We start from the raw sequence: 23195 nt of genomic DNA, 5'->3' as shown, positions 1-23195 counted from the left end.
TGTTGGTTTCAAACTTAAAACTATATTGCTCTTTCCCCATGAAGCTTCGTAATCAAAGCCGCAAGTAAACCTGCACATGGCAGCAGCAATAAGGATGAAATGACATTGAACAACACACTGGCATGTGCAATTTGCACGTCTGGAAGGTGGGTCAACAAAATGACGAACTCCGAAAAGATTTTCAAAAACGGAAGAAATAGGAACACACCGATGATATTGATCCAAATATGGGCAAAAGCGACGAGCTTCGCTTCACGTGTCGTACCAAGGGATGCAATCACTGCCGTGACACAAGTCCCGACATTAGCACCTAACATGATAGCGATGCCTGATGTTAATGTAAGGATGTTCTCGTGCATGAGCGACATGATGATAGCTGTAGTGGCTGTACTGGACTGGATGACCGCTGTCATTGTCGTTCCCAGGCCTAATCCGAATAATATATGTTCATTTGTCCTTTGAAGGAAATGCTGAACCCATGAGAGCTCAGTTATTGGACCTGCTAAAGCTTCAAAACCGTTCATTGCTACAAACATGCATCCTAACCCGAATAGGGCTGATCCGGAGCAAAACGACCATTTACTCGGATAAAGAATCATTATGAACCCGATGATCAGAAACGGTATGATCATCTGATTAAGTTCAAGTGTTATGATCTCAGTAGAAACGGTTGTCCCGATATTCGCTCCAAGTATGATTCCAATCGATTGCCGGAAACTCATGAGACCAGCCGCAACAAGACCGATGACGATCACCATGACAGCAGAACTGCTTTGTACGACGGCAGTAAGCAACGCGCCTAATAAAAAACCTTTCCAGGTCTTATCTGTATAACGAAGAAGTAAATCCTTGAATTTTTCTTGAGAAGCAGTATTCAAACCTAGACGCATCACAGTCATTCCGAAAATGAATATCGTCAAAAAAACTGCGAATAATGAGATTATCTGTGTCATCTGATCTTCACCTCTAGTCTATTTTATGGACGAGGTGTTTAGGACATGACGAAATAATTACACGAATAAAGGAAATAAAGTTGACGAAAAAAATAGGCATATATTATAATGTTTAAAGATATGGTTTTTCGCTCCTTTTCTATTTTTTTGAAGGAGCTTGGAGGGAGGGAAATATATGTCTATTAGAACAAGTGTTCGTAAGAACGAATCTATAGAAGATGCACTTCGTCGTTTTAAGCGCAACGTTTCTAAAGAAGGAACATTGGCTGAGGTACGTAAGCGTAAGCATTACGAAAAGCCTAGCGTAAAGCGTAAGAAGAAGTCTGAAGCAGCTCGTAAGCGTAAGTACTAAGAGAGGGTGTTCTAATTGAGTCTTCTTGACCGTTTGAATCAAGATATGAAACAAGCGATGAAAAATAAAGAAAAACAACGACTGACGGTCATTCGTATGGTGAAGTCTTCTCTTCAGAACGAGTCGATCAAGTTAGGACACGAATTGAATGAAGAAGAGGAATTAACGGTTCTTTCACGTGAAGTTAAACAACGGAAAGACTCCCTCCAGGAATTCGAAAAGGCTGGTCGTGAAGACTTAGTCGAAAACTTACGTCAAGAGATTGAAATACTCAATGAGTATCTCCCTGAACAATTATCCGAAGAAGAAGTCAATCAACTTGTCAAAGAAACGATTGAACAAGTAGGAGCAACTTCAAAACAGGATATGGGTAAAGTGATGGGAGCCATCATGCCTAAAGTGAAAGGCAAGGCAGATGGTGGTCTTGTGAACCGTTTAGTACAACAGAACTTATCATAATAAATGAGCTGAAAACGTCTTGCATATGCAAGGCGTTTTTTTACGCTTTAGAGAGTTGTGTGGATATGGTTCGGATTTTATAGACAAAATTTCGGATTATCTTACCAAAACTCCGGAGTATTTGGATAACTCTCAACTCATATTTTCGATGTTTGCTCTTACAAAAATATTTCCTTTTAAAAATGTGAAACTTAAATGTATTATTATACGTAGAAAGTGTAGATAGTAAAGGGGGTGGGTTTTATGAAATTGTTAACAAGAAATATGAAGATCACATTCTATATGCTCTTGATTTTATTACCAATGATTCTTGTACAAATAAATCCTTCACAAGCTGAAGACGGGAAGCCGGTTGTTTATGTTGCCCCTGTTCAGGACGCGGTGGAAAGAGGCTTAGAATCTTTTATTAAACGTTCCATCAAAACCGCTGAAGATAACAATGCAGACTACTTGGTCCTGGAGTTGGATACACCGGGTGGACTGGTCGATGCAGCTGGAAACATTGCAAAGATCATGAGGGAGTCTGAGGTGCCGATCGTTGCATATGTTACGAAACACGCTTTATCTGCCGGAGCGTACATTGCTTTAAATGCGGATCAGATCGTGATGAAACCATCGACTACGATGGGATCTGCTGGAGTCATCGATTCCCAGGGTAATGCAGCAGGGAAAAAAGCTGAATCAGCATGGATCGCCACAATGGAAGCTTCCGCAGAGTTAAACGATCGTGACCCGAAATATGCTAGAGCAATGGCAGATCCTGATGTTGAGATTGAAGAATTGGGTGTATCGAAGGGGGAATTCCTGACGCTGAATGCGACACAAGCGAAAGAAGTCGGTTATGCAGAAGCGATTGTCAGTAATCGCAATGAACTATTGAGCTATCTTGAAGTACCTGATGCTGAAATCAAGGAGATTGAAGTATCTTTTGCTGAAACAATCGCCCGTTATGTAACACATCCAGTCGTCGTTCCGATCTTATTATCCATTGGGAGTATCGGACTGGTGCTTGAACTTTATTCACCAGGATTTGGTATTCCAGGTGCATTCGGACTAGGTGCTTTACTTTTATTCTTCTTTGGCCATATGATCGCTGGACTTGCAGGTTGGGAATCTCTCATCTTGTTTGTATTGGGGATTGGATTGATTATAGCTGAGGTATTCGTGCCAGGTGGCATCCTCGGGGTTGGAGGAATTATCGCAGTGTTAGTGGGTATCGTGCTTGCTGGTGGATCTCTCGGAAATATCTTGCTTTCAATCTTGATTGCTTTAGTTGCTACAATCATTGTGTCAATCCTTTTCTTAAGATATTTTGGATATAATGGTCCATTAAAGAAAATCATACTCTTCGACTCCACTTCCAATGATAAAGGATACATTTCGAATATTACGAAGAGTGAGTTGATCGGTATGACTGGAACGACGATGACTCCTCTACGACCATCGGGTACAGCAATTATCGGAGAAGATCGTTATGATGTCGTCACCGAAGGCAGTTACATTGGAATAAATCGTCCAATAAAAATCATAAAAACGGAAGGTTCTCGAATCATCGTTAGAGAAATAGTAGAAGTAGAAAATCAAGGGGGTAACTAATTAAATGGATCCTAACATCTTAACCATGGTCATTCTAATAGGGGCAGTCATCATCGCCCTGGCCGTATTATTCACGTTCGTACCTGTAGCCCTGTGGATTTCCGCACTTGCTGCAGGAGTAAGAGTAAGTATTTTCACACTGATCGGAATGCGCTTGAGACGTGTTATTCCATCACGCGTCATCAATCCGTTGATCAAGGCGGTAAAAGCTGGACTTGAACTTAGTACAAACCAGTTGGAAAGTCACTACTTAGCAGGTGGTAACGTAGACCGGGTCGTAAATGCACTGATTGCGGCTCACAGAGCAAACATTGAATTGAGCTTCGAACGCTGTGCAGCGATTGATCTTGCTGGACGTGACGTTTTGGAAGCTGTTCAAATGAGTGTCAATCCGAAAGTAATCGAGACACCTTTTATCGCTGGTGTGGCGATGGATGGTATCGAAGTGAAAGCGAAAGCTAGAATCACAGTACGTGCAAACATCGAGCGCCTTGTCGGTGGTGCGGGTGAAGACACTGTCATCGCCCGTGTAGGGGAAGGAATCGTATCAACGATCGGTTCATCGGATAATCATAAAAAAGTCCTTGAGAACCCGGATTTGATCTCTCAAACAGTACTTACAAAAGGTCTTGATGCTGGTACAGCGTTCGAAATTCTGTCGATTGATATTGCCGACGTTGATATCGGTAAAAACATCGGGGCAGAATTACAAACCGAGCAAGCTGAAGCAGATAAGAATATCGCTCAAGCGAAAGCGGAAGAACGCCGTGCAATGGCAGTAGCACAAGAACAAGAAATGAAAGCGCGTGTTGAGGAAATGCGTGCCAAGGTTGTGGAAGCTGAAGCCGAAGTTCCAATGGCAATGGCAGAAGCGTTACGTTCAGGAAATATCGGGGTCATGGATTATATGAACTATAATAACGTAAAAGCCGATACTGATATGAGAGGATCGATCGGTAAAGCGACAGACCCTAAGGATGAAGACGACAATCCAGGAGGAGGCACTTACTAGTGCTAGAAGCAATCTTTGAACTGCTGATGCAAAACATCTTCTTCGTGATTTTGGTCATTGGCGGGATTCTCAGCTTCTTCAAGCGTCAAATCGAAAAACAAAATGAACAGCAGCAACCTAAACGTAGACCACAACAAAATCAACAACAGCCGCGTCCAGTTGAAACAAGACCTGCTCGTGCTGAGGAGAAGCCACGATCAGAACGGCAGTGGAAGGAACGCGGTGAAAAGCTTTCTACAGATTTGCAAGAAATGTACGAAACAAAACGGGAGGAAATAGGGCAATCGGTTCAAAAACAATTATCACGAGACTATGTACCAAGAGAATCGAGACTGCCTCGCCCCCAACCTAAGACAAGACCGAAACCTACCCAGAGTCAACTTCTGCCTAATCCAGACAATGTTGCTCAGGGGGTCATCTGGGCAGAGGTGCTTGGTCCGCCCCGTTCCAGAAAACCGCATTCTGTATCCGCTCGTTTAAGACAAAGGTAAAAATGATAAAGCCATGTACGCAATTTTTGTGTACATGGTTTTTTATTGCTTAAGTAAAGTATAAAATACTTTATTCAATATAAGGGCAACAAAAGCTCAGCCTGCGCCAAAGGCTTGCTTTACCAAGTTTTCTATACGCTCTATATTCATCATCGTTGATTACCAAATTTCTTTTCCTCACGGCGATCCACCAACCTCCTCACTTGAACAGATCTCAATGCAAAATGAAATCATTCTCCGTTTCTGAATGTTTCCTTATGAGCCCCTCTCTTTGGACATTTTCTGCTGATGGAAGCGGATATAATCTTTTCCGCATGAATTCAAATATGAAAAATATAATGGTGAAAGTATGGATAACGGTGATAGTTATTGCTTTTCATTCATAAAAATGAGATGAGAGGGGGTTCGTTTATGGCGCGTTTGAAACAGAAAGTGAAAAAGTGGATGACCCGTTCTTTGGAGTTGCCAGCTGATGTCGTCATGGACCTGCCCAGGATCACGATGATTGGACATTTGCACCTATATATTGAAAACCATAAGGGGGTTAAGAAATTCACTAATGAAGAACTCCGTCTTAACCTTCAACAAGGGGAGGTCTTGATTACAGGTGAGGATTTTGTGTTGAAAACGATCCTCCCTGAGGAAATTTTAGTAGAGGGTAAAATTCTTGATGTGCGTTACATAAACATTTCTTAAAATCAATAGGGGGAGGAGCCATGAAAAAATTTTGGACAAAGTACCTCAAAGGAACTGTTATTGTAAAAATTGAAGGAGAACATGCAGAAACCTTCCTCAATTATTGTTTGAATCATAATATTCACCTTTGGGATATAAGACGACGGAATGAATCACAGCTGGAATTTCATATGTTCACCGATGATGCTCTACACATGAGGAAAGGATTAAGGGAATCCGGATGCAGATTTACAGTGGTTCGAAAACAGGGAGCACCATTCATCGTTAAAAGGATGATATCTAGAGGCGGATTCATTATAGGGCTGCTTTCCTTTTTCGTTATTGTCTTCCTCTTATCCAACATGGTTTGGAAAATTGAAGTGAGCGGGGCCGATCCCAAAACTGAACATCACCTCAGAAAAGTGGTTGATGAGTTAGGGATCAAGAAAGGAAAGCTTTTATTCAGATTACCGGACCCGCGTGAAGTCCAATATTATGTTACCGAAAAAATGGACGAGGTCACGTGGGTCGGGGTCACGTTGGACGGGACGACCTTCAAGTTTAAAGTCGTGCAAAAGGAATTGCCTGAAAAGGTGAAGGTGACAGGACCACAAAACCTCATCGCTAAAAAGAAAGCCTTCATTACAGATATGTTCATCGAGCAAGGTCAGCCGAAAGTGGAAAGAAATCAATTGGTCCAAAAGGGAGAATTATTAGTTTCAGGGTATATTGGAAAAGATAAAAATACGCGTACCGTTGCTGCGAAAGGCAAAGTGTTCGGTGAGGTTTGGTATCGAGGAGATGTGACGCTGCCGCTGCAGTCGAGCTTCGAAACCTACACAGGTAACAATATTCACAAACATTACTTAAGCGTATTTGGTAAAAATATTCCGATATGGGGATTCAGCGATGTCACCTATGAGAATTATGAAGTATTGGAGGAAGAAAAGTCGTTTCGAATGTTCATTTGGGAATTACCGATCTCTTATTTAAGAAAAGATGTACAGGAATCAGAACGTGTCGTTCGCAAATATACAGAGAACGAAGCCATTGAAAAAGCAAAAGAAATGGCTGGCGAAGATCTGAAAAGCAAACTGGATGATGAAGCGACAATCAAGAGCGGAAAAATTTTGCACCATACAATTGACAATGGTAAAGTAAAAGTATCGATGTACTATAAAGTCATCGAAAATATTGTAAGTGAACAACCAATAATTGGAGGAGATTGAGCCATATTGTCAGAACACTTGAATTTAAAGAGTTTACAAATAGACAATCCTTCGGAAGGCATTGCCTTATTCGGTCCTAATGATTCACACCTGAAAACACTTGAACAGACGTTGGATGTAGAGATCGTTACGCGTGGCGGCGGAGTAGCTGTGACTGGGGAGGAGGATACAGCCCAACTGGTTGAAGATGTCCTTAACGCCCTTCTCTCATTGATCCGTAAAGGTGTCAATATCACTGACCGGGATGTCATCTATGCCGTACAGCTCTCGAATGAAGGCATACTCGAAGAACTTGATCAATTATTCGAAGAAGAAATCACAACAAATATCAAAGGTAGACCGATTCGTTCAAAAACACTCGGTCAACGCCATTACATCAATGCGATCAAAAAAAATGATCTCGTCTTTGGTATTGGTCCTGCAGGTACAGGAAAGACATTTTTAGCTGTTGTCATGGCAGTTAAAGCTTTGAAGGAAGGGAAGGTCAAAAGGATCATCTTGACGCGCCCTGCAGTGGAAGCAGGAGAAAGCCTTGGATTCCTGCCGGGTGATTTGAAGGAAAAAGTTGATCCATATCTAAGACCTTTATATGATGCACTACATGATCTTTTCGGAGTGGAACATACGGAAAGACTTATTGAGCGTGGGACGATTGAGATCGCGCCTCTGGCATATATGAGAGGACGTACATTGGACGAGGCATTCGTCATTCTTGATGAAGCCCAGAACACAACTCCTGAACAAATGAAAATGTTTTTGACGAGACTTGGTTTCGGATCCAAAATGATCATTACCGGTGACATCACCCAAATCGATTTACCACGTGGAAAAGCATCAGGACTTCGTAAAGCACAGACAATTTTCAAAGACATTCAAGGAATCAAGATTATGCATATGCAACAATCCGATGTAGTACGCCATCCTCTTGTACAAAAAATCATAAATGCTTATGAAGTCGAAGATAATGATTAAGACCAATCCCGCTTCAAGTCAGAACCTCTCATTTTTAAAATCGAGTTAACTGACTGGAAGTGTGGGATGGTCTTTTTTCTTGGCTGTTTTCGCAAATTTCGTTGCACTTGCACTTAAAGAAAGTAAAAAATACTTTCTTCAGTATAAGGGCAACTAAGGCTCGACCTACAAAAGGCTTGGTCTCGCCAAGTTTTCTTTAAAAGTCGTTGATTTCCGCTCCAGGATGCTCGCCTTCCGAAGCGTGCCCGCTCGTTGCCTTGCGACCCTTTTCAAGGAAGCATTTGTGCTCCTGCGTCTACACGAAAGTCCAATCGAAGCGAGCTTCCTCGTCGCATGCCTTTCGAGGAGATTATTCAGGTAGTAGGCACGCTGATCCCGCAGGACAAGGGAAGTTCGGCAGCGTTGCATCGCACGAAGAAAATGCGAATTTCATTTTCGAGGAGTCTCGCCCCTTGCTCTCCAATCAACTTGCACACAAGGTGTTTTTTAAAAAATGACTCAGAAGCAACAATCTTTTAGAAAAGTTGCGTTGAAAAAATCCTTCCCTTACCGCAGTTGCTTAAATATGAAGTTATTTTTGAAACTTTTTACGTTCATGAAAGGTAATAGAAGTATGCCTTCTTTACACTTAAAGAAAGACCAAAATAATTTCTCCAATATTAGCGCAACTAAGGCTCGCCTGCGCCAAAGGCTTGGCTTTGCCGAGTTTTCTTTTACAAAATTTTCTTAACCCTTGTCCCTATGGGTCGAAATACGTGATAAAATGATAACATGAGAGAATTTTTGATTTTAATCTTTATCTGACAAACCAGTGCACCACCAAAAGGAGTGGGATTGAATGTCTCCCAAGGTAATTAATCAACTGAAAACGAAATGGAATCAAATTGAAAATAGTAAAATAAGCAGATTCCTTCTTTATTTGGCGCTCGCTTTTGTAATGGTGGTTACGATGATAAGCAACGTCATTCCTGAAAAGCTGGATGTCAGTTTGAATTCGATTGCTGAAGATGATATTCAATCCCCTTACCGTATTCAAAATCAAAGGGAAACGAATGCTAAAGAAGCGGAAGCAGCTGCTTCTGTTCCGGATGAATATGTGGAAAAGGAAAATGTTGTCCTTGACCAGGTCGTTTATATAGAAAAATTGTTCACTCAGATCCAGGAGATTCAAGCAGAGACTTCCAAAGAAAACGATAAAACGGATCCTAAAAAAGAGGAAGATACACCTGAAACAAATGCTGACAAAATCACTACAACCAAACAAAACATCAGTTTGATCCGTGACAACCTTCCTGAATTCATTTCCAAAGACATTAAGGATGATTCATTGATCACTTTTTTGAATGCTTCTAAAGCGGATGTTTCAATGGCTAAAGATGTTGCGACCTCGACGATAAAAACGATCATGAAGGATAAAATCACCGTTGAGCAGATTAATGAAAAGAAGAAGGAAGTTGAACCTTTCATCGGAAATGCGTTCATATCTGACAGTGTTAAACCAGCTTTAAGCGAGATAACAGCAAGTGCGATTACATCGACTTATACATTTGATGCAGAAGAGACAAAAAGATTACGTGAAGAGGCGATAGCGAATGTAGAGCCAGTCTTCATCCGAGAAGGTGAAATCATAGTTGAACAAGGAAGCCGTATCACCAGTGATGTCCTCTATAAACTGGAGATTGTCGGCTTATTAAAAGAGGACTTTTCTCCTTATCCATACATCGGCCTAGGATTATTGGTCCTCTTAATGACCGCTTTCTTGATCTATTACTTACGTGATCTGATTGGTGATAAGAAAAAAGAAAACATCAAATTGATCATATATGTGTTATTGTTTTCGATCACTCTTATATTGATGAAAATTACCAGCTTGCTCAGTATCTATTATCCTAGTGTGGCATTCATCGTACCAGTCGCTTTTGGAACCATGATGATCAAAATGTTGATCGATGAACAGAGTGCAATCATTTCAAGTATCGTTTTCGCAATTTGTGGAAGTTTAATTTTTAACGAGAATACGGCAAGTCCATTCAATTTCACGATAGGAACGTATGTCCTGATCAGTTCTCTTTCAGGTATCCTTTTCCTTGGAAAAAGGAACGTCAAATCTAAAATTCTGAAAGCCGGATTCTTTGTATCTGTCATCAATTCGATTGTTGTGTTGCTCATTTTGGCATTGACGAATGGCCAATTTGGACTGACCGATATCTCCTGGCAAGTTGGATATGCCCTATTCTCGGGGTTCATATCCGCTGTATTGACCCTTGGGCTTTTACCATTCTTTGAAGCAGGTTTCGGTATATTGACTTCCATGAAGCTGATTGAACTTTCTAATCCGAACCATCCATTACTCAGGAAATTGCTCATGGAAACTCCAGGAACGTATCATCATAGTGTTGTTGTCGCTAATTTGTCTGAGGCTGCATGCGAAGCGATCGGGGCAAATGGTCTTCTGGCAAGAGTGGGATCTTACTACCATGATCTTGGAAAGACGAAGCGTCCTCACTTTTTCATTGAGAACCAGATGAATATTGAAAATCCACACGATAAAATATCACCACAGCTCAGTAAAACGATCATCATAGCACATCCGTATGATGGAGCAGAAATGCTGAGGGAATATAATCTCCCGACAGAGATTGTTGATATCGCAGAGCAACATCATGGCACCACGTTATTGAAATATTTTCACCATAAAGCGATGCAGCAATCGGATAAACAGGTCACCGAATCCGATTTCCGTTATCCGGGGCCGAAACCGCAAACAAAAGAAATTGCAATCGTGTCGATTTCAGATTCTGTAGAGGCTGCTGTCCGTTCTATTGCAAAGCCTACACCGACTAAGATAGAATCATTAGTACGGAAAATCATTGCCGAACGATTGGAGGATGGACAGTTCAACGAATGTTCGATTACATTAAAGGAACTCGAAACCGTTACGATAAGCATTTGCGAAACGTTGAATGGCATGTTCCATTCCCGTATTGAATATCCTGAGGAAATTCATAAGAAGAAAGTGAGCCAAGCATAATGTTATCTATAGATTTATTTGATGAAACCGAACAATTGGATGAATCCTTTATAAGTGAAGTAGAAAGTCTGCTTCAGCATGCTGCGAAGGAAGAATCGATCAAACAAGGAACAGAACTCTCTGTGACGTTTGTGACGAATGAACGTATCCAAGAGATCAATTCCGAATATAGAGGGATCGACAGGCCGACTGATGTCATTTCCTTTGCCCTTGAAGACGAAGTAGAGGGTGAATTGAAGATTGTTGAGGACGATCATCCGATTTTGCTTGGAGACATCATCATTTCAATTGAAAAGGCGGCCGAACAAGCCGAAGAATATGGTCATTCATTCATGCGAGAGACTGGTTTTCTAGCTGTCCATGGGTTCCTGCACTTATTAGGATATGATCATATGGGCGATGAAGATGAAAAGCAAATGTTAGAGAGACAAGACGCTATACTCAATTCCTATGGATTGAAACGGTCATGATCAAGGGGGTTGCGAGAAGTTTTCGCTTTGCGTTTGAAGGAGTATTACAGGGCTGGCGAGAGGAACGTAATTTTCGCATCCATTGTGTTTTTGCTGTTTTCACCATTATTTTTGCTTTCTTGCTCGATTTTTCATTTGTGAAGTGGTCGATTCTCTTGCTAACGATTGGAATCGTGATGGGACTGGAATTGATGAATTCGTCAATTGAACGAGTTGTCGACCTGCTGACAGATGAATATCACCCAATCGCGAAAAAAGCAAAGGACTTTGCTGCTGGTTCAGTCTTTATTTTCAGTATCATTGCTGTTATAATAGGATTCCTTCTATTTGCTGGACCAATAATTGAAATCGTTTTATAGAGGTGAATATACTTGACAAAAGATGAATTGATACAAGAAGCAATTGAAGCAAGGAAGTATGCATATACACCATATTCTAAATTCCAGGTCGGAGCAGCATTATTGACTGAGGAAGGTAAAGTCTATCGTGGAGCTAACATTGAAAACGCTGCCTACAGTCTATGTAATTGTGCTGAACGGACTGCCTTGTTCAAGGCATACTCAGAAGGGGACAAGACGTTCCAGGCTCTGGCAGTCGTCGCAGATACAAAACGACCAGTTCCACCTTGTGGAGCATGCAGACAAGTGATCTCAGAGCTATGTACACCTACCATGCCTGTTTATCTGACCAATCTGAAAGGCGACATCCAAGAGCTGAAAGTCAGTGATTTACTGCCAGGCGCTTTCTCACCGGAGGATTTAAATGAGTAGAGAAGGATTCAAATCAGGATTCGTTTCCATCATTGGACGTCCGAATGTTGGAAAATCGACGCTTTTGAACCATGTACTTGGACAAAAGATCGCCATCATGAGTGACAAGCCTCAGACAACTCGAAACAAAATCCATGGTGTCTATACAACGAATGAGGAACAGGTGGTTTTCATCGACACACCTGGGATTCATAAACCGAAACATAAACTTGGTGACTTCATGACAAAAATTGCGCAAGAGACGTTGAATGAAGTTGACATCATCTTGTTTTTGATCAATGCCGAAGAAGGTTATGGACGTGGGGATCAGTTTATCATTGATCGCCTGCAAAATATCAAAAGTCCTATTTTCTTAGTGATCAATAAGATAGATAAAGTGCATCCTGATGAGTTGCTGCCGATCATAGAGCAATATCGTGAAAAACTGGATTTTGCGGAAATTGTACCTATTTCAGCGCTGAATGGGAACAATATCAACACGTTGATGGAACAGATCACAAAATATCTTGAAGAAGGTCCGCAATATTATCCTGAGGACCAGGTGACGGATCATCCGGAACGTTTTGTCGTCGCTGAACTGATCCGTGAAAAAGTGTTGCATCTCACACATGAAGAAGTACCTCATTCCGTTGCAGTTGTCATTGATGAAATGAAACGCCGGGAGAGTGGGAACATGGTCGATATCACTGCAACGATCGTTGTCGAACGTTCTTCACAAAAAGGGATATTGATCGGAAAACAGGGCGGTATGCTGAAAAAAATCGGCTCCCTTGCGCGTCAGGATATCGAGCACCTCTTGGGTTCTAAAGTTTATTTGGAACTGTGGGTGAAAGTGCAGAAGGATTGGCGGAACCGTCCGTTCAATTTGAGAGATCTAGGATTCAGTGAGGACTCATACTGATTAAGCGGAATCGAATCGCCAGCTGGTGTAGATTCACCTTCATCACTAGGAATGTGTAAAGTGAAATTGTCAAAAATTCCATAACATGAAATTTGTAATCAAGGTCACTCTAATGATAAGGATTGCTTATTTTCTTTCGAAAGGTGGAGATATTCCATGAGGGACTTTACCTGGAAATTGTTTTGCGAGACAGGTAATATTGATACGTATCTCTTGTTAAAGGAACTAGAGAGTGAAAACGAACGATCATCTGACCTGTTGGAAATTGAAGAAAGGAAAGGCGATTTTTTAGAAACAGAACTTTGATTGCATCACATTGATAGTAGGCGGTGATGGTGATGTTGATCAAATCAGAAGCAATCGTGATCCGTACGTCGGATTACGGGGAATCCAACAAAGTAGTAACCGTTTATACAAAGGATTTTGGCAAAATGGGGATGATGGCAAGAGGGGCGAAAAAGACGAAAAGTCGCCTCTCTTCTGTTTCCCAGTTATTTACTCATGCTCACTTCCTAATACAAAAGGGTGGCGGGTTAGGCAGTTTAAGCCAGGGAGAAATCATCAATACGTTCCGGGCGATCAAACAGGATATTTTTAAAACAGCGTATGCTGCCTATATGGTCGAACTTCTGGATAAAACGACTGAAGATAACGAAGCCTCACCCGCTTTGTTCGAGTTTTTAAAGCTATCTCTGACCTATTTGGATGAGGGTGTTGACCCGGATATTTTGAAAGCGATCTTCGAAATGAAAATGCTTCGCCTTTCTGGGGTAAGTCCCCAGGTCGATCGGTGTGTCCTCTGTGGCAGAAGGGAAGCAATCTTTTCTTTTTCAATTGGTGAAGGAGGGTTCCTCTGTAATCAATGCAAGCATTCCGATCCTAATGCGCTTGTCCTGACAATGCAGACTGCAAAGCTTTTGAACCTTATTTACCATATTGATCTATCAAGGTTAGGAAAGGTTTCTGTAAAAGAGGAAACGAAAAAGACCTTGAACAAAGTTTTGACTACATACATCGATGAATATACAGGAGTCCGACTGAAGTCGAAACGGTTCCTTGATCAATTACAACAATTTGAATAAGATTTGACAAACTTATCAAAAACGATTATGATACTTTCAACAAAATTTAAATTGATGCGTTGAAGGAGAGGAGTACTTACTACTTCAATTCCAAGCGACTCTAGGATGGTGAAAGCTAGAGATTGAAAGGTAAGGAAGGGCGCTCTGGAGCATTTTAATAAAGCGGGGGCTGATGGATTAATCGAACACTTCACACTTGATCATCCTGTAGATGATCGTATGTATGAAGTCAGTCGATTAGGGACTCAACCCCAAATAGGGTGGAACCGCGGGTGAACTCTCGTCCCTATGTCAAGCCAGACATAGGGATGAGAGTTTTTTCATTTGCACTTGAAGAAAGTACAATAATACTTTCTTCAGTATAATGGCAACTAAGGTTTCAGCTTGCGACAAAGGCAGGGCTTCACCAAGGTTACTTTATACGACTTACCTGTGTCAGGTTCGAAAAGAAAAAACAAAACATTGAACGTGGAGGTGCGTTATGAATTTACAAGATATGATTCTTACACTGCAGCGTTTCTGGGCAGAACAGGGATGTTTCGTCATGCAAGCGTATGATGTGGAAAAAGGTGCAGGAACGATGAATCCTATGACATTTTTACGAAGCATTGGACCTGAGCCATGGAACGTGGCTTATGTTGAGCCCTCAAGACGACCTGTAGACGGCCGATATGGAGAAAACCCAAACCGCCTTTACCAGCATCATCAGTTCCAGGTAGTCATGAAGCCATCACCTGATAACATCCAGGAACTATATTTGGAAAGCCTTAAGGAAATCGGAATCGATTCAACAGAGCATGATATCCGCTTTGTAGAAGATAACTGGGAGGCACCGACTTTGTCTGCCTCTGGATTAGGTTGGGAAGTGTGGCTCGATGGCATGGAAATTACACAATTCACTTATTTTCAACAAGTAGGCGGTTTAGATGCAAAACCTGTTTCCGCTGAAATCACTTATGGAATCGAGCGTCTTGCTTCTTACATACAGGACAAAGAAAATGTATTCGATTTGGAATGGCATTCAGGAATTACGTATCACGATCTTTATTATCAATCTGAATACGAACACTCGAAATATACGTTTGAAGTATCAGATACAGAGATGATGTTCAACCTTTTCAATATCTATGAAAAAGAGGCGACGCGGGCAATCGAAGATCGGCTGGTATTCCCGGGTTATGATTATGTATTGAAATGTTCCCATGTCTTCAATCAACTTGACGCAAAAGGAGCAATTTCTGTTACAGAACGAACGGGATATATCGGACGTGTCAGAAATCTCGCAAGGAAATGTGCCAGAGCTTATTATGAACAAAGAGAACAATTAGGTTTTCCGATGTTGAAGGGGGCGAAAGTCGATGAGTAAACAGGATCTCTTATTAGAAATCGGTTTAGAGGAAATGCCTGCACGTTTTGTGACAGATGCAATGTACCAGCTATCTGATAAAGTTGCAGGTTGGCTCACGGAAAACCGGATTCCTTTCGGTGAGGTACTGCCTTACTCCACACCTAGACGACTCGCTGTGAAAATAACAGATGTTGCAGAGAAGCAAGAGGACCAAGAAGAAGAACTTAGAGGTCCTGCGAAGAAAATCGCTCTTGATGAAAATGGAAACTGGTCAAAGGCTGCGTTAGGCTTTGCCAGAGGACAAGGAGTAGATCCTGAAAACCTCTACTTTAAAGAAGTGAAGAATAATGAATATGTATTTGCGAATAAGTACACAACGGGTGTATCTACCATGGATCTATTACCTCAATTGGATAAAGTGATCCAAAACCTCCATTTTCCAAAGAATATGAGGTGGGGGGATCAAGAATTCAAATTCGTCCGCCCGATCAAATGGATTCTTTTCCTATTCGGTAGTGAAATCCCGAGATTAGAGGTTGCTGGGGTGCAAGCAGATCGAAAAACGTTTGGTCATCGTTTCCTTGGTGAAGAGATTGAAATAGAATCACCTGAACAATATCCTACGGATCTTCTTGGGCAATTTGTCATTGCAGATCCGAAAGAACGGAAAGAAGCAATCCAACATCAATTGGAAAACATCCAGGAGGAAGAAGGATGGAAGATTCCAATTGACGATGGACTATTGGAGGAAGTAAACAATCTTGTCGAGTACCCGACTGCTTTACATGGGAAATTCGATGATGAGTTTCTGGAACTTCCATCTGAAGTACTGATTACTTCGATGAAAGAGCACCAACGTTATTTTCCTGTCCAGAACCATGATGGAGAGCTTCAACCATATTTCGTAACAGTGCGGAATGGTGATCATAATCACCTTGGAAATGTCGTCAAAGGTAATGAAAAGGTCTTACGGGCGCGCTTGAAGGATGCTCAATTCTTCCACAACGAAGATAAACGAAAGTCAATCGATCATTACCTGGCTAAACTTGAATCCATTGTGTTTCATGAAGAGTTAGGGACTGTCGCGGATAAAGTTGAACGTATCAAGATTCATGCTTCTTCTACATGCGGTTTGCTCCAGTTGGATAATGAGTCGGAAATATTCATTCAGCGTGCTGCTTCTATCTGTAAATTTGATCTTGTCACCCAGATGGTTTATGAGTTTCCAGAACTGCAAGGCGTGATGGGTGAAAAATACGCAAAACTATTCGGAGAAGATGAGTTGATAGCTGCTGCAGTGAACGAACATTATCAACCACGGTTTGCAGGGGATTCTCTCCCAGGAACTGTCGTTGGTTCTGTTTTGAGTGTCTCTGATAAATTGGATACGATCGTCGGCTGCTTCGGTATCGGTATAATACCGACGGGTTCGCAGGATCCTTATGCACTGAGAAGACAAGCGGCTGGCATATTGCAAATCATGATTCAGAAGGCATGGCCGGTTGAGCTTGAACAACTCTTGAATGCTGCTTTAGATGTATATGAGGAAAAACAATTATTGAAAAATGATCGCCAAGAAGTTTTTAATCAGTTGATCGAATTTTTCAATATCCGCTTAAAAACGATTCTCCAGGATCAAGATGTCCGATATGATGTAATCGACGCAGTCTTGACCGGCAGATTAGGTCGGGTAGACTTACTGATCAAAAGAGCCGAAATTCTAGGTGCAAATATGAAACAGGAAACATTCAAAGATGCAAATATCTCCTTGACTCGTGTACTCAATATCTCTAAAAATCTGGATGAATCATTAAGTCATATAGACTCAGCATTATTCGAAAATGAAGAAGAAAAGGCATTATATGACCTCTATTTAAGTTGTAAAAAACAAAGCGAGGATTTACAACAACCAGAGGATGTCAATGGATTTTATATTCGTTTGATGCAATTGCCTGAAGTTATCGATCGGTACTTTGATAACACGATGGTCAACGCGGATGATGAGTCGATCAGAGAAAACCGCCAGTCACAGATGAAAAACTTATCAAAAGTGATTCTTTCATTTGCTGATTTCAATCAATTAGTGCTTTAAGGATAGTCTTTGATACAGAGTTTGTTGCATATGAAAAGAAGACCTTATGACAATGGTCTTCTTTTTCCATTGACTCTGCGAAAGGGAGTTGATTTAAAATCACTTTCTTTTTGTCTAGCTCTAGAAACCAGTATCTTTTCTTATTATGCTTTACTATTTAGGTATTAAGGTTACGTTTATTCGGAAATACTTCCTATTTCCATCCGGAGTAGGATATAATGTATCCAAAAGAGTATAGCATATACTGGGCAGTAAGGTGGTGTTACCAATCGAACTGAATGATAGACAAGAACGCATTGTAGAAATCGTCAAAGATTTAGGTCCTATAACAGGAGAACAAATTGCAGATAAATTAGATTTGACAAGAGCTACGCTTCGCCCGGATCTTGCCATTTTGACAATGGCAGGTTATTTGGATGCACGACCACGTGTCGGTTATTTTTATACAGGAAAAACAAGTGCACAGCTATTAACCGAGAAGATTCGGCAAATCAAAGTGAAGGAATACTTATCACTTCCAGTAGTCGTACAGGAGTCTTCGAATGTGTATGATGCTATTTGTACAATGTTTCTAGAAGATGTAGGTACACTTTTCGTGGTCAATAAAGAGTCTAGATTAGCAGGAGTTTTATCTCGTAAAGATCTCTTAAGGGCAAGTATGGGAAATCAAGAGCTGACATCAATCCCTGTAAATATCATAATGACTCGCATGCCGAATATAACGATGTGTACGAAAGAAGATTTATTGATCGAGGTAGCGGAAAAATTGATTGATAAACAAATCGATGCTGTACCTGTTATTAAAGATACATCAGGGGAAGATGCCTATGAAGTAATCGGGCGGATTACCAAGACGAACATAACGAAAGCATTAGTAGATTTCTCAAGTGATGCAATTCTATAAGAATTACATTAGTGTCGATAAAGGAGGTACCAATGTCAGACAAAATAGAACGACCAATCGTGTATGTCGTGTCAGATTCAGTAGGGGAAACGGCTGAATTAGTTGTCAAAGCAGCGGCGAGTCAGTTCAACTCTACCAATATTGAAATCAGACGGTTTCCATATGTGGAGGATGAACAAACTGTAAGAGAGGTTGTTGCATTAGCAAAAGATAATCATGCAATCATCGGATTCACCCTCGTAGTGCCAGAAATTAAAGACTATTTAGTAGAACTCGCGGCTAGTGAAGGTGTAGCTGCCATCGATATTGTGGGGCCGATGATCAATCAAATGGCAACGGTTTTTCAAAAAAGTCCTCGTAATGAACCTGGACTTGTCCATAAGCTTGATGAAGAATATTTCAGGAAAGTGGAAGCGATCGAATTTGCAGTCAAGTATGATGATGGGAGAGATCCAAGAGGGATATTGAAAGCGGACATCGTATTAGTCGGTGTATCACGGACTTCAAAAACACCACTTTCCCAGTATTTAGCGTTAAAACGGTTCAAAGTTGCGAACGTACCGATTGTTCCAGAAGTAGAACCACCCGAAGAGTTATTCAAGGTATCGACTTCAAAGTGCTATGGGCTCCGTATCAGTCCTGAAAAATTGAACGATATCCGCAGAGAACGTTTGAAAGCTCTCGGGTTGGATGATCATGCAAATTACGCCAACATGAGCCGGATCAAGGATGAACTGGAGTACTTCGATAAGGTTGTCGACCGCCTCGGCTGCAGAGTTGTGGATGTTTCAAACAAAGCAGTAGAGGAAACGGCAAACTACATTCTTAACATCCATAAAAACAAGAACCGGTAAGGAATAATCAGAATAGAAATTGAATAGGATGAAGGGGTTGACAAAAAGTGATCTGTCAGCCCCCTTCTTTTTTATATTGGAAGACGAATGGTATTACGGTATTAGGTAAATCAAGTGAATATAGAAAAAGGTTTTTAGAAATAGGTGAAAGAATTCCAAAATAAAAAAGGGTATTTGCATTTTTTGTCGAAATGTAAGGACAAAGAAATCTTTATGATAGTCAACAAAAGGAAAATGCGTTATAATACTCTATTGTGTGGATTTTGCACAAGTTATGAATAAACCATATTTTGGTTATACTATAAAAGCAGAATTCGACAATATTCTGAAATATAAAACATTGACCTGTTGGCAGGAATTCTTGAGAGGATGTAGAAATACAAGTACATGAAGAAAACTCGAAATGTGTTGGTTGATGCTGATGCTTGTCCGAATCAAATAAAGAAGGCAATCCTTGAAATCTCGAATTTCTATGAGTACAAGGTTTTTTTTATTGCCTCTTACAGTCATGCTACAGATCAACATCGAAGTGCCGAATGGATCATGGTAGACTCAGAACCAGAATCTGTGGACATGTATATCGTCAATCATTCTATAGAAGGGAATGTTGTCATCACTCAGGACCATGGCCTTGCAAGTTTATTGGTTTCCAAAGGTGTTAACGTCATATCACCCCGCGGGAAACGTTTTACAGAGGATGAAATGCCCTCATTATTACAATCTCGCTATTACTCAAGTAAACTGAGACGCTCGGGACACCGTACAAAGGGCCCGCCCCCATTTACAGAAGATGATGCTCAAAGGTTCAGTGAGAACTTCACAAAAATCTTTTCTGAAGGGACTAAATGAAACACTTTTTGTTTTCTTGTTTTAAACAAGGACAGAACAGTAAAGAATGGTGATAGCATGGGATCTCGGATTCCTGAAGAAACAATCGAACAAATACAAAAGTCGAATGACATCCTCGATGTTGTTGGTGAGTATGTTCAACTTAAAAAACAAGGCCGCAACTACTTTGGTCTTTGTCCGTTCCATAATGAAAACACACCTTCATTTTCTGTCTCAGGTGATAAACAGATCTTCAGGTGCTTTGGCTGTGGTAAAGGGGGAAACGTCTTCTCATTTTTAATGGAAGTAGAAGGTTTCACTTTCATTGAAACGGTCAAAAACCTCGCAGACCGCGTCGGTATCGAATTACCAGAGTTAGCTTCCTTCAATCAAAATGACAAAGTCAGCAAAGAAAAAGAAATCATGAAGGATGGCCATGGCTTACTTGCCCGTCTTTATCACCATTGTTTAACAAATACCGATTACGGGCAAAAAGCAAAAGAGTACTTGTATAATCGAGGCTTTACCGACGAAATGATCGAACACTTCCAAATCGGTTATGCCCCGGACTCCTGGGAATTCGTTAGCTCTTTCTTGCAGAAAAGGAATTATTCGCTTCCCATGATGCAGGAAGCAGGATTGGTTGGAAAGCGGGAATTCGATGGGAAATTTTTCGATCGGTTCAGGGACCGGATCATGTTCCCGATCTGGGATACCCAGGGGAAGAACATCGCTTTCGGGGGCAGGATACTTGGTGATGGAGAACCGAAATACTTGAACAGTCCAGAAACGAAAATCTTCAATAAAGGGAAGATTCTGTATGGGTATCATCTAGCTCGTCCAGCTATGCGGAAAGAGGATAAAGTGATCTTGTTCGAGGGCTATGTGGATGTCATTGCTGCATGGAAAGCTGATGTTACAAATTGTGTTGCAACATTAGGGACCTCATTGACACAAGATCAGGCAAAATTGCTAAGTCGGAATGTCTCGACAGTCATCATTTGTTATGACTCTGATAATGCTGGGATAACAGCAGCATTTCGTGCTACAGAACTTCTGGAAAAAGTGGATTGCAATGTGAAGATTGCACAGATGCCTCAAGGTTTAGACCCTGATGACTATATCCAGAAACACGGTGGAGATCGTTTTAAACAGGATGTAATAGGGGCAAGTTTAACAGTAATGGCATTCAAAATGCAGTTCATGCGTAGAGGAAAAAATCTCCAAGATGAAGGAGAACGCATGAGGTATATCGAAGAGATACTACATGAAATTGCAAAACTTCCTAAAGCTGTTGAAAGAGATCACTATTTACGGCAAATTGCCGAAGAATTCAACCTTTCTTTAGACGCAGTGAAGCAACAACAATATCAAGCATTTTTAAGTATTAAAAGGAAAAAGGATAATGATGGTCGAAATAGGGAGAATAACCATAAGAAATATATCGGGCAATCCTCACGGCTATTACCTGCTTTCCATAATGCGGAAAGAATATTGTTGGCGCATATGCTGAAAGATGTAAGTCTTGCTGAGAAAGTTGAAGAACTACTGGGTGGTTCATTTAACATCGAGGAATATAGTGCAATTGCGGCTTATTTATACGCATTTTACGCAGAAGGTCACACACCGGATATCGGCTTGTTCTTAGAGAGAGTCGATGATCAACGCCTGAAGCAAGTCGTTACTGAATTGGCGATGCTTACAATTAATGAGGATATATCGGATCAGGAATTATATGATTATGTTAATCAAATTAAAAAATATCCTAAATTAATTCAGATACAAGAGAAAGAAAAAGACAAGAAACGTGCAGAACGCGAACAGAACATGGTTGAAGCTGCACAAATCGCGATGGAAATCGTCGAGCTGAAAAGAGCATTGAAAGTCAATAACAGAAGTTAGAAGTATGGAAGGAGGGGATCGTATGGCTGAGAAACCTAATCGCCAAGAAGCGGAGGGTGAATTAACCATCGATCAAGTAAAGGAACAATTAGTTGAACTCGGAAAGAAAAGAGGCGTCCTCACTTATAATGAAGTAACCAATAAACTCGCCCCATTTGAGCAGGATTCAGAGCAAATGGATGTTTTCTATGAGTATTTGGGTGATCAAGGTATTGAGATAGTGGATGAAGAGGACGGCGATGACCCAAATATTCAAGAGGTAGTGAAAAGCGGGGATGACGAGTTCGACTTGAATGATTTAAGCGTACCTCCTGGAGTGAAAATAAACGACCCGGTCAGGATGTATCTGAAAGAAATCGGTCGTGTGGATCTATTATCTGCAGACGATGAAATCAGTCTAGCGCAACGGATCGAACAAGGCGATGAAGAAGCGAAGCGCCGATTAGCAGAAGCGAACCTTCGACTCGTCGTAAGTATTGCAAAACGATATGTAGGAAGAGGAATGTTATTCTTGGACTTGATCCAAGAAGGGAATATGGGCTTGATCAAAGCCGTTGAAAAGTTCGACTATCGTAAAGGTTATAAATTCAGCACCTATGCAACCTGGTGGATTCGTCAAGCGATTACTCGTGCTATTGCAGACCAGGCGCGTACTATCCGTATTCCTGTCCATATGGTCGAAACGATCAACAAGCTGATCCGGGTACAACGACAACTCTTACAGGACATCGGACGTGAACCGACCCCAGAAGAGATCGGGAAAGAAATGGAGCTTACCCCTGATAAAGTCAGAGAAATTTTGAAAATCGCTCAAGAACCGGTTTCACTTGAGACACCAATCGGTGAAGAAGATGACTCACACCTGGGTGATTTCATTGAAGACCAGGATGCTCTTGCTCCTTCGGATGCTGCTGCATACGAACTATTGAAAGAGCAGCTGGAAGACGTCTTAGATACTTTGACAGACCGGGAAGAAAACGTCTTGCGACTCCGATTCGGTTTGGATGATGGACGCACGAGAACACTTGAGGAAGTTGGTAAAGTGTTTGGTGTTACTCGTGAACGAATCCGTCAAATAGAAGCAAAAGCCTTGCGTAAGCTTCGTCATCCTAGCAGAAGTAAACGGTTGAAAGACTTTTTAGAATAAGAGTTCGATAATGAACGGATCATCCCGCAATTGGGATGGTTCGTTTTTTTATTGCTTCTTTGTCCTTTATTTTACTTATTTTCAACTCCATTTGCAAACCTTGTTCGGAAATTTTTGGTATATACGA

The 23195-nt window shown here is 41.1% G+C and carries 24 protein-coding genes; 23 read left to right on the top strand and 1 reads right to left on the bottom strand.

Features of this window, described 5'->3' with window-relative positions; genetic code table 11:
• Positions 1-20: 20 nt before the first annotated feature.
• Positions 21-953: a Na/Pi symporter gene (locus tag N8M93_RS02645; protein ID WP_261129541.1), complete on the bottom strand. Its 933-nt coding sequence runs from the start codon at positions 951-953 to the stop codon at positions 21-23.
• Between the two features lie 175 nt (positions 954-1128).
• On the opposite strand from N8M93_RS02645, the gene rpsU reads away from it, so the two are divergent.
• The 23 genes from rpsU to rpoD all read left to right on the top strand — a co-directional run bounded on the left by rpsU (position 1129) and on the right by rpoD (position 23068).
• On the top strand, positions 1129-1305 hold the full coding sequence (gene rpsU / locus N8M93_RS02640; RefSeq protein ID WP_221565661.1) for a 30S ribosomal protein S21: 177 nt from the start codon (positions 1129-1131) through the stop codon (positions 1303-1305).
• 15 nt (positions 1306-1320) lie between these two features.
• A complete protein-coding gene (locus tag N8M93_RS02635; protein WP_261129540.1) occupies positions 1321-1764 on the top strand; it encodes a GatB/YqeY domain-containing protein in 444 nt (147 codons plus the stop codon).
• A gap of 243 nt (positions 1765-2007) precedes the next feature.
• A complete protein-coding gene (locus N8M93_RS02630) occupies positions 2008-3360 on the top strand; it encodes a nodulation protein NfeD (protein WP_261129539.1) in 1353 nt (450 codons plus the stop codon).
• A gap of 4 nt (positions 3361-3364) precedes the next feature.
• Positions 3365-4372, top strand: a complete 1008-nt coding sequence (gene floA, locus N8M93_RS02625) for a flotillin-like protein FloA (protein ID WP_221565655.1) — start codon at positions 3365-3367, stop codon at positions 4370-4372.
• Positions 4372-4863, top strand: a complete 492-nt coding sequence (locus tag N8M93_RS02620; RefSeq protein WP_261129537.1) for a hypothetical protein — start codon at positions 4372-4374, stop codon at positions 4861-4863. The genes floA and N8M93_RS02620 overlap by 1 nt, the downstream gene beginning before the upstream one ends.
• 411 nt (positions 4864-5274) lie before the next feature.
• Positions 5275-5559: a sporulation protein YqfC gene (yqfC, locus tag N8M93_RS02615; RefSeq protein WP_261129536.1), complete on the top strand. Its 285-nt coding sequence runs from the start codon at positions 5275-5277 to the stop codon at positions 5557-5559.
• Between the two features lie 20 nt (positions 5560-5579).
• Positions 5580-6767 carry a sporulation protein YqfD gene (yqfD, locus tag N8M93_RS02610; RefSeq protein ID WP_261129535.1) on the top strand — a complete coding sequence of 396 codons (1188 nt, stop codon included), beginning with the start codon at positions 5580-5582 and terminating at the stop codon, positions 6765-6767.
• A gap of 6 nt (positions 6768-6773) precedes the next feature.
• Positions 6774-7739 (top strand): PhoH family protein, encoded by a 966-nt coding sequence (locus N8M93_RS02605; RefSeq protein ID WP_261129534.1) that lies wholly within the window; start codon positions 6774-6776, stop codon positions 7737-7739.
• Between the two features lie 493 nt (positions 7740-8232).
• Positions 8233-8469: a hypothetical protein gene (locus N8M93_RS02600; RefSeq protein WP_261129533.1), complete on the top strand. Its 237-nt coding sequence runs from the start codon at positions 8233-8235 to the stop codon at positions 8467-8469.
• A 108-nt stretch (positions 8470-8577) separates the two neighbouring features.
• On the top strand, positions 8578-10770 hold the full coding sequence (locus tag N8M93_RS02595; protein WP_261129532.1) for an HD family phosphohydrolase: 2193 nt from the start codon (positions 8578-8580) through the stop codon (positions 10768-10770).
• Complete coding sequence (gene ybeY, locus N8M93_RS02590) at positions 10767-11240, top strand: rRNA maturation RNase YbeY (protein WP_261129674.1); 474 nt, start codon at positions 10767-10769, stop codon at positions 11238-11240. Before N8M93_RS02595 ends, ybeY begins: the two co-directional genes overlap by 4 nt.
• A complete protein-coding gene (locus N8M93_RS02585) occupies positions 11237-11599 on the top strand; it encodes a diacylglycerol kinase family protein (protein WP_261129531.1) in 363 nt (120 codons plus the stop codon). Before ybeY ends, N8M93_RS02585 begins: the two co-directional genes overlap by 4 nt.
• Before the next feature lie 12 nt (positions 11600-11611).
• Complete coding sequence (locus N8M93_RS02580; RefSeq protein ID WP_261129530.1) at positions 11612-12010, top strand: cytidine deaminase; 399 nt, start codon at positions 11612-11614, stop codon at positions 12008-12010.
• On the top strand, positions 12003-12911 hold the full coding sequence (gene era, locus N8M93_RS02575) for a GTPase Era (protein ID WP_261129529.1): 909 nt from the start codon (positions 12003-12005) through the stop codon (positions 12909-12911). Before N8M93_RS02580 ends, era begins: the two co-directional genes overlap by 8 nt.
• A 156-nt stretch (positions 12912-13067) precedes the next feature.
• On the top strand, positions 13068-13217 hold the full coding sequence (locus N8M93_RS02570; protein ID WP_261129528.1) for a YqzL family protein: 150 nt from the start codon (positions 13068-13070) through the stop codon (positions 13215-13217).
• Between the two features lie 32 nt (positions 13218-13249).
• Positions 13250-13993 (top strand): DNA repair protein RecO, encoded by a 744-nt coding sequence (recO, locus tag N8M93_RS02565; RefSeq protein WP_261129525.1) that lies wholly within the window; start codon positions 13250-13252, stop codon positions 13991-13993.
• Positions 13994-14474: 481 nt separating this feature from the next.
• The gene (gene glyQ / locus N8M93_RS02560; RefSeq protein WP_261129524.1) at positions 14475-15359 is read left to right on the top strand and encodes a glycine--tRNA ligase subunit alpha; all 885 of its coding nucleotides are present in this window, start codon (positions 14475-14477) and stop codon (positions 15357-15359) included.
• Positions 15352-17433, top strand: a complete 2082-nt coding sequence (gene glyS, locus N8M93_RS02555) for a glycine--tRNA ligase subunit beta (protein WP_261129522.1) — start codon at positions 15352-15354, stop codon at positions 17431-17433. Before glyQ ends, glyS begins: the two co-directional genes overlap by 8 nt.
• A gap of 259 nt (positions 17434-17692) precedes the next feature.
• Complete coding sequence (locus N8M93_RS02550; RefSeq protein WP_261129520.1) at positions 17693-18337, top strand: helix-turn-helix transcriptional regulator; 645 nt, start codon at positions 17693-17695, stop codon at positions 18335-18337.
• Between the two features lie 32 nt (positions 18338-18369).
• Positions 18370-19191 (top strand): pyruvate, water dikinase regulatory protein, encoded by an 822-nt coding sequence (locus N8M93_RS02545; protein WP_261129519.1) that lies wholly within the window; start codon positions 18370-18372, stop codon positions 19189-19191.
• Positions 19192-19578: 387 nt separating this feature from the next.
• Positions 19579-20040, top strand: coding sequence for a DUF188 domain-containing protein (locus tag N8M93_RS02540; protein ID WP_261129518.1), 462 nt, complete (start codon positions 19579-19581; stop codon positions 20038-20040).
• A gap of 57 nt (positions 20041-20097) precedes the next feature.
• A complete protein-coding gene (dnaG, locus tag N8M93_RS02535; protein ID WP_261129517.1) occupies positions 20098-21921 on the top strand; it encodes a DNA primase in 1824 nt (607 codons plus the stop codon).
• Positions 21922-21943: 22 nt separating this feature from the next.
• Positions 21944-23068: an RNA polymerase sigma factor RpoD gene (gene rpoD / locus N8M93_RS02530; RefSeq protein WP_221565630.1), complete on the top strand. Its 1125-nt coding sequence runs from the start codon at positions 21944-21946 to the stop codon at positions 23066-23068.
• The last annotated feature ends 127 nt before the right edge of the window (positions 23069-23195 follow it).

Origin of the sequence: Bacillus sp. Marseille-Q3570 (genome assembly GCF_946151055.1) — a bacterium.
Lineage (GTDB): Bacteria > Bacillota > Bacilli > Bacillales > Fictibacillaceae > Pseudalkalibacillus.
Note: the sequence above shows the minus strand (reverse complement) of the source record. Positions and strands in the feature narration are given on the sequence as shown.

What these genes read in the sequence shown, in the direction of transcription:
- N8M93_RS02645 (WP_261129541.1), bottom strand. Translation starts at nt 953, where the DNA reads ATGACACAGATAATCTCATTATTCGCAGTTTTTTTGACGATATTCATT.
- rpsU (WP_221565661.1), top strand. Translation starts at nt 1,129, where the DNA reads ATGTCTATTAGAACAAGTGTTCGTAAGAACGAATCTATAGAAGATGCA.
- N8M93_RS02630 (WP_261129539.1), top strand. Translation starts at nt 2,008, where the DNA reads ATGAAATTGTTAACAAGAAATATGAAGATCACATTCTATATGCTCTTG.
- floA (WP_221565655.1), top strand. Translation starts at nt 3,365, where the DNA reads ATGGATCCTAACATCTTAACCATGGTCATTCTAATAGGGGCAGTCATC.
- yqfC (WP_261129536.1), top strand. Translation starts at nt 5,275, where the DNA reads ATGGCGCGTTTGAAACAGAAAGTGAAAAAGTGGATGACCCGTTCTTTG.
- yqfD (WP_261129535.1), top strand. Translation starts at nt 5,580, where the DNA reads ATGAAAAAATTTTGGACAAAGTACCTCAAAGGAACTGTTATTGTAAAA.
- N8M93_RS02600 (WP_261129533.1), top strand. Translation starts at nt 8,233, where the DNA reads ATGACTCAGAAGCAACAATCTTTTAGAAAAGTTGCGTTGAAAAAATCC.
- N8M93_RS02595 (WP_261129532.1), top strand. Translation starts at nt 8,578, where the DNA reads ATGTCTCCCAAGGTAATTAATCAACTGAAAACGAAATGGAATCAAATT.
- N8M93_RS02585 (WP_261129531.1), top strand. Translation starts at nt 11,237, where the DNA reads ATGATCAAGGGGGTTGCGAGAAGTTTTCGCTTTGCGTTTGAAGGAGTA.
- era (WP_261129529.1), top strand. Translation starts at nt 12,003, where the DNA reads ATGAGTAGAGAAGGATTCAAATCAGGATTCGTTTCCATCATTGGACGT.
- N8M93_RS02570 (WP_261129528.1), top strand. Translation starts at nt 13,068, where the DNA reads ATGAGGGACTTTACCTGGAAATTGTTTTGCGAGACAGGTAATATTGAT.
- recO (WP_261129525.1), top strand. Translation starts at nt 13,250, where the DNA reads ATGTTGATCAAATCAGAAGCAATCGTGATCCGTACGTCGGATTACGGG.
- glyQ (WP_261129524.1), top strand. Translation starts at nt 14,475, where the DNA reads ATGAATTTACAAGATATGATTCTTACACTGCAGCGTTTCTGGGCAGAA.
- glyS (WP_261129522.1), top strand. Translation starts at nt 15,352, where the DNA reads ATGAGTAAACAGGATCTCTTATTAGAAATCGGTTTAGAGGAAATGCCT.
- N8M93_RS02545 (WP_261129519.1), top strand. Translation starts at nt 18,370, where the DNA reads ATGTCAGACAAAATAGAACGACCAATCGTGTATGTCGTGTCAGATTCA.
- N8M93_RS02540 (WP_261129518.1), top strand. Translation starts at nt 19,579, where the DNA reads ATGAAGAAAACTCGAAATGTGTTGGTTGATGCTGATGCTTGTCCGAAT.
- dnaG (WP_261129517.1), top strand. Translation starts at nt 20,098, where the DNA reads ATGGGATCTCGGATTCCTGAAGAAACAATCGAACAAATACAAAAGTCG.
- rpoD (WP_221565630.1), top strand. Translation starts at nt 21,944, where the DNA reads ATGGCTGAGAAACCTAATCGCCAAGAAGCGGAGGGTGAATTAACCATC.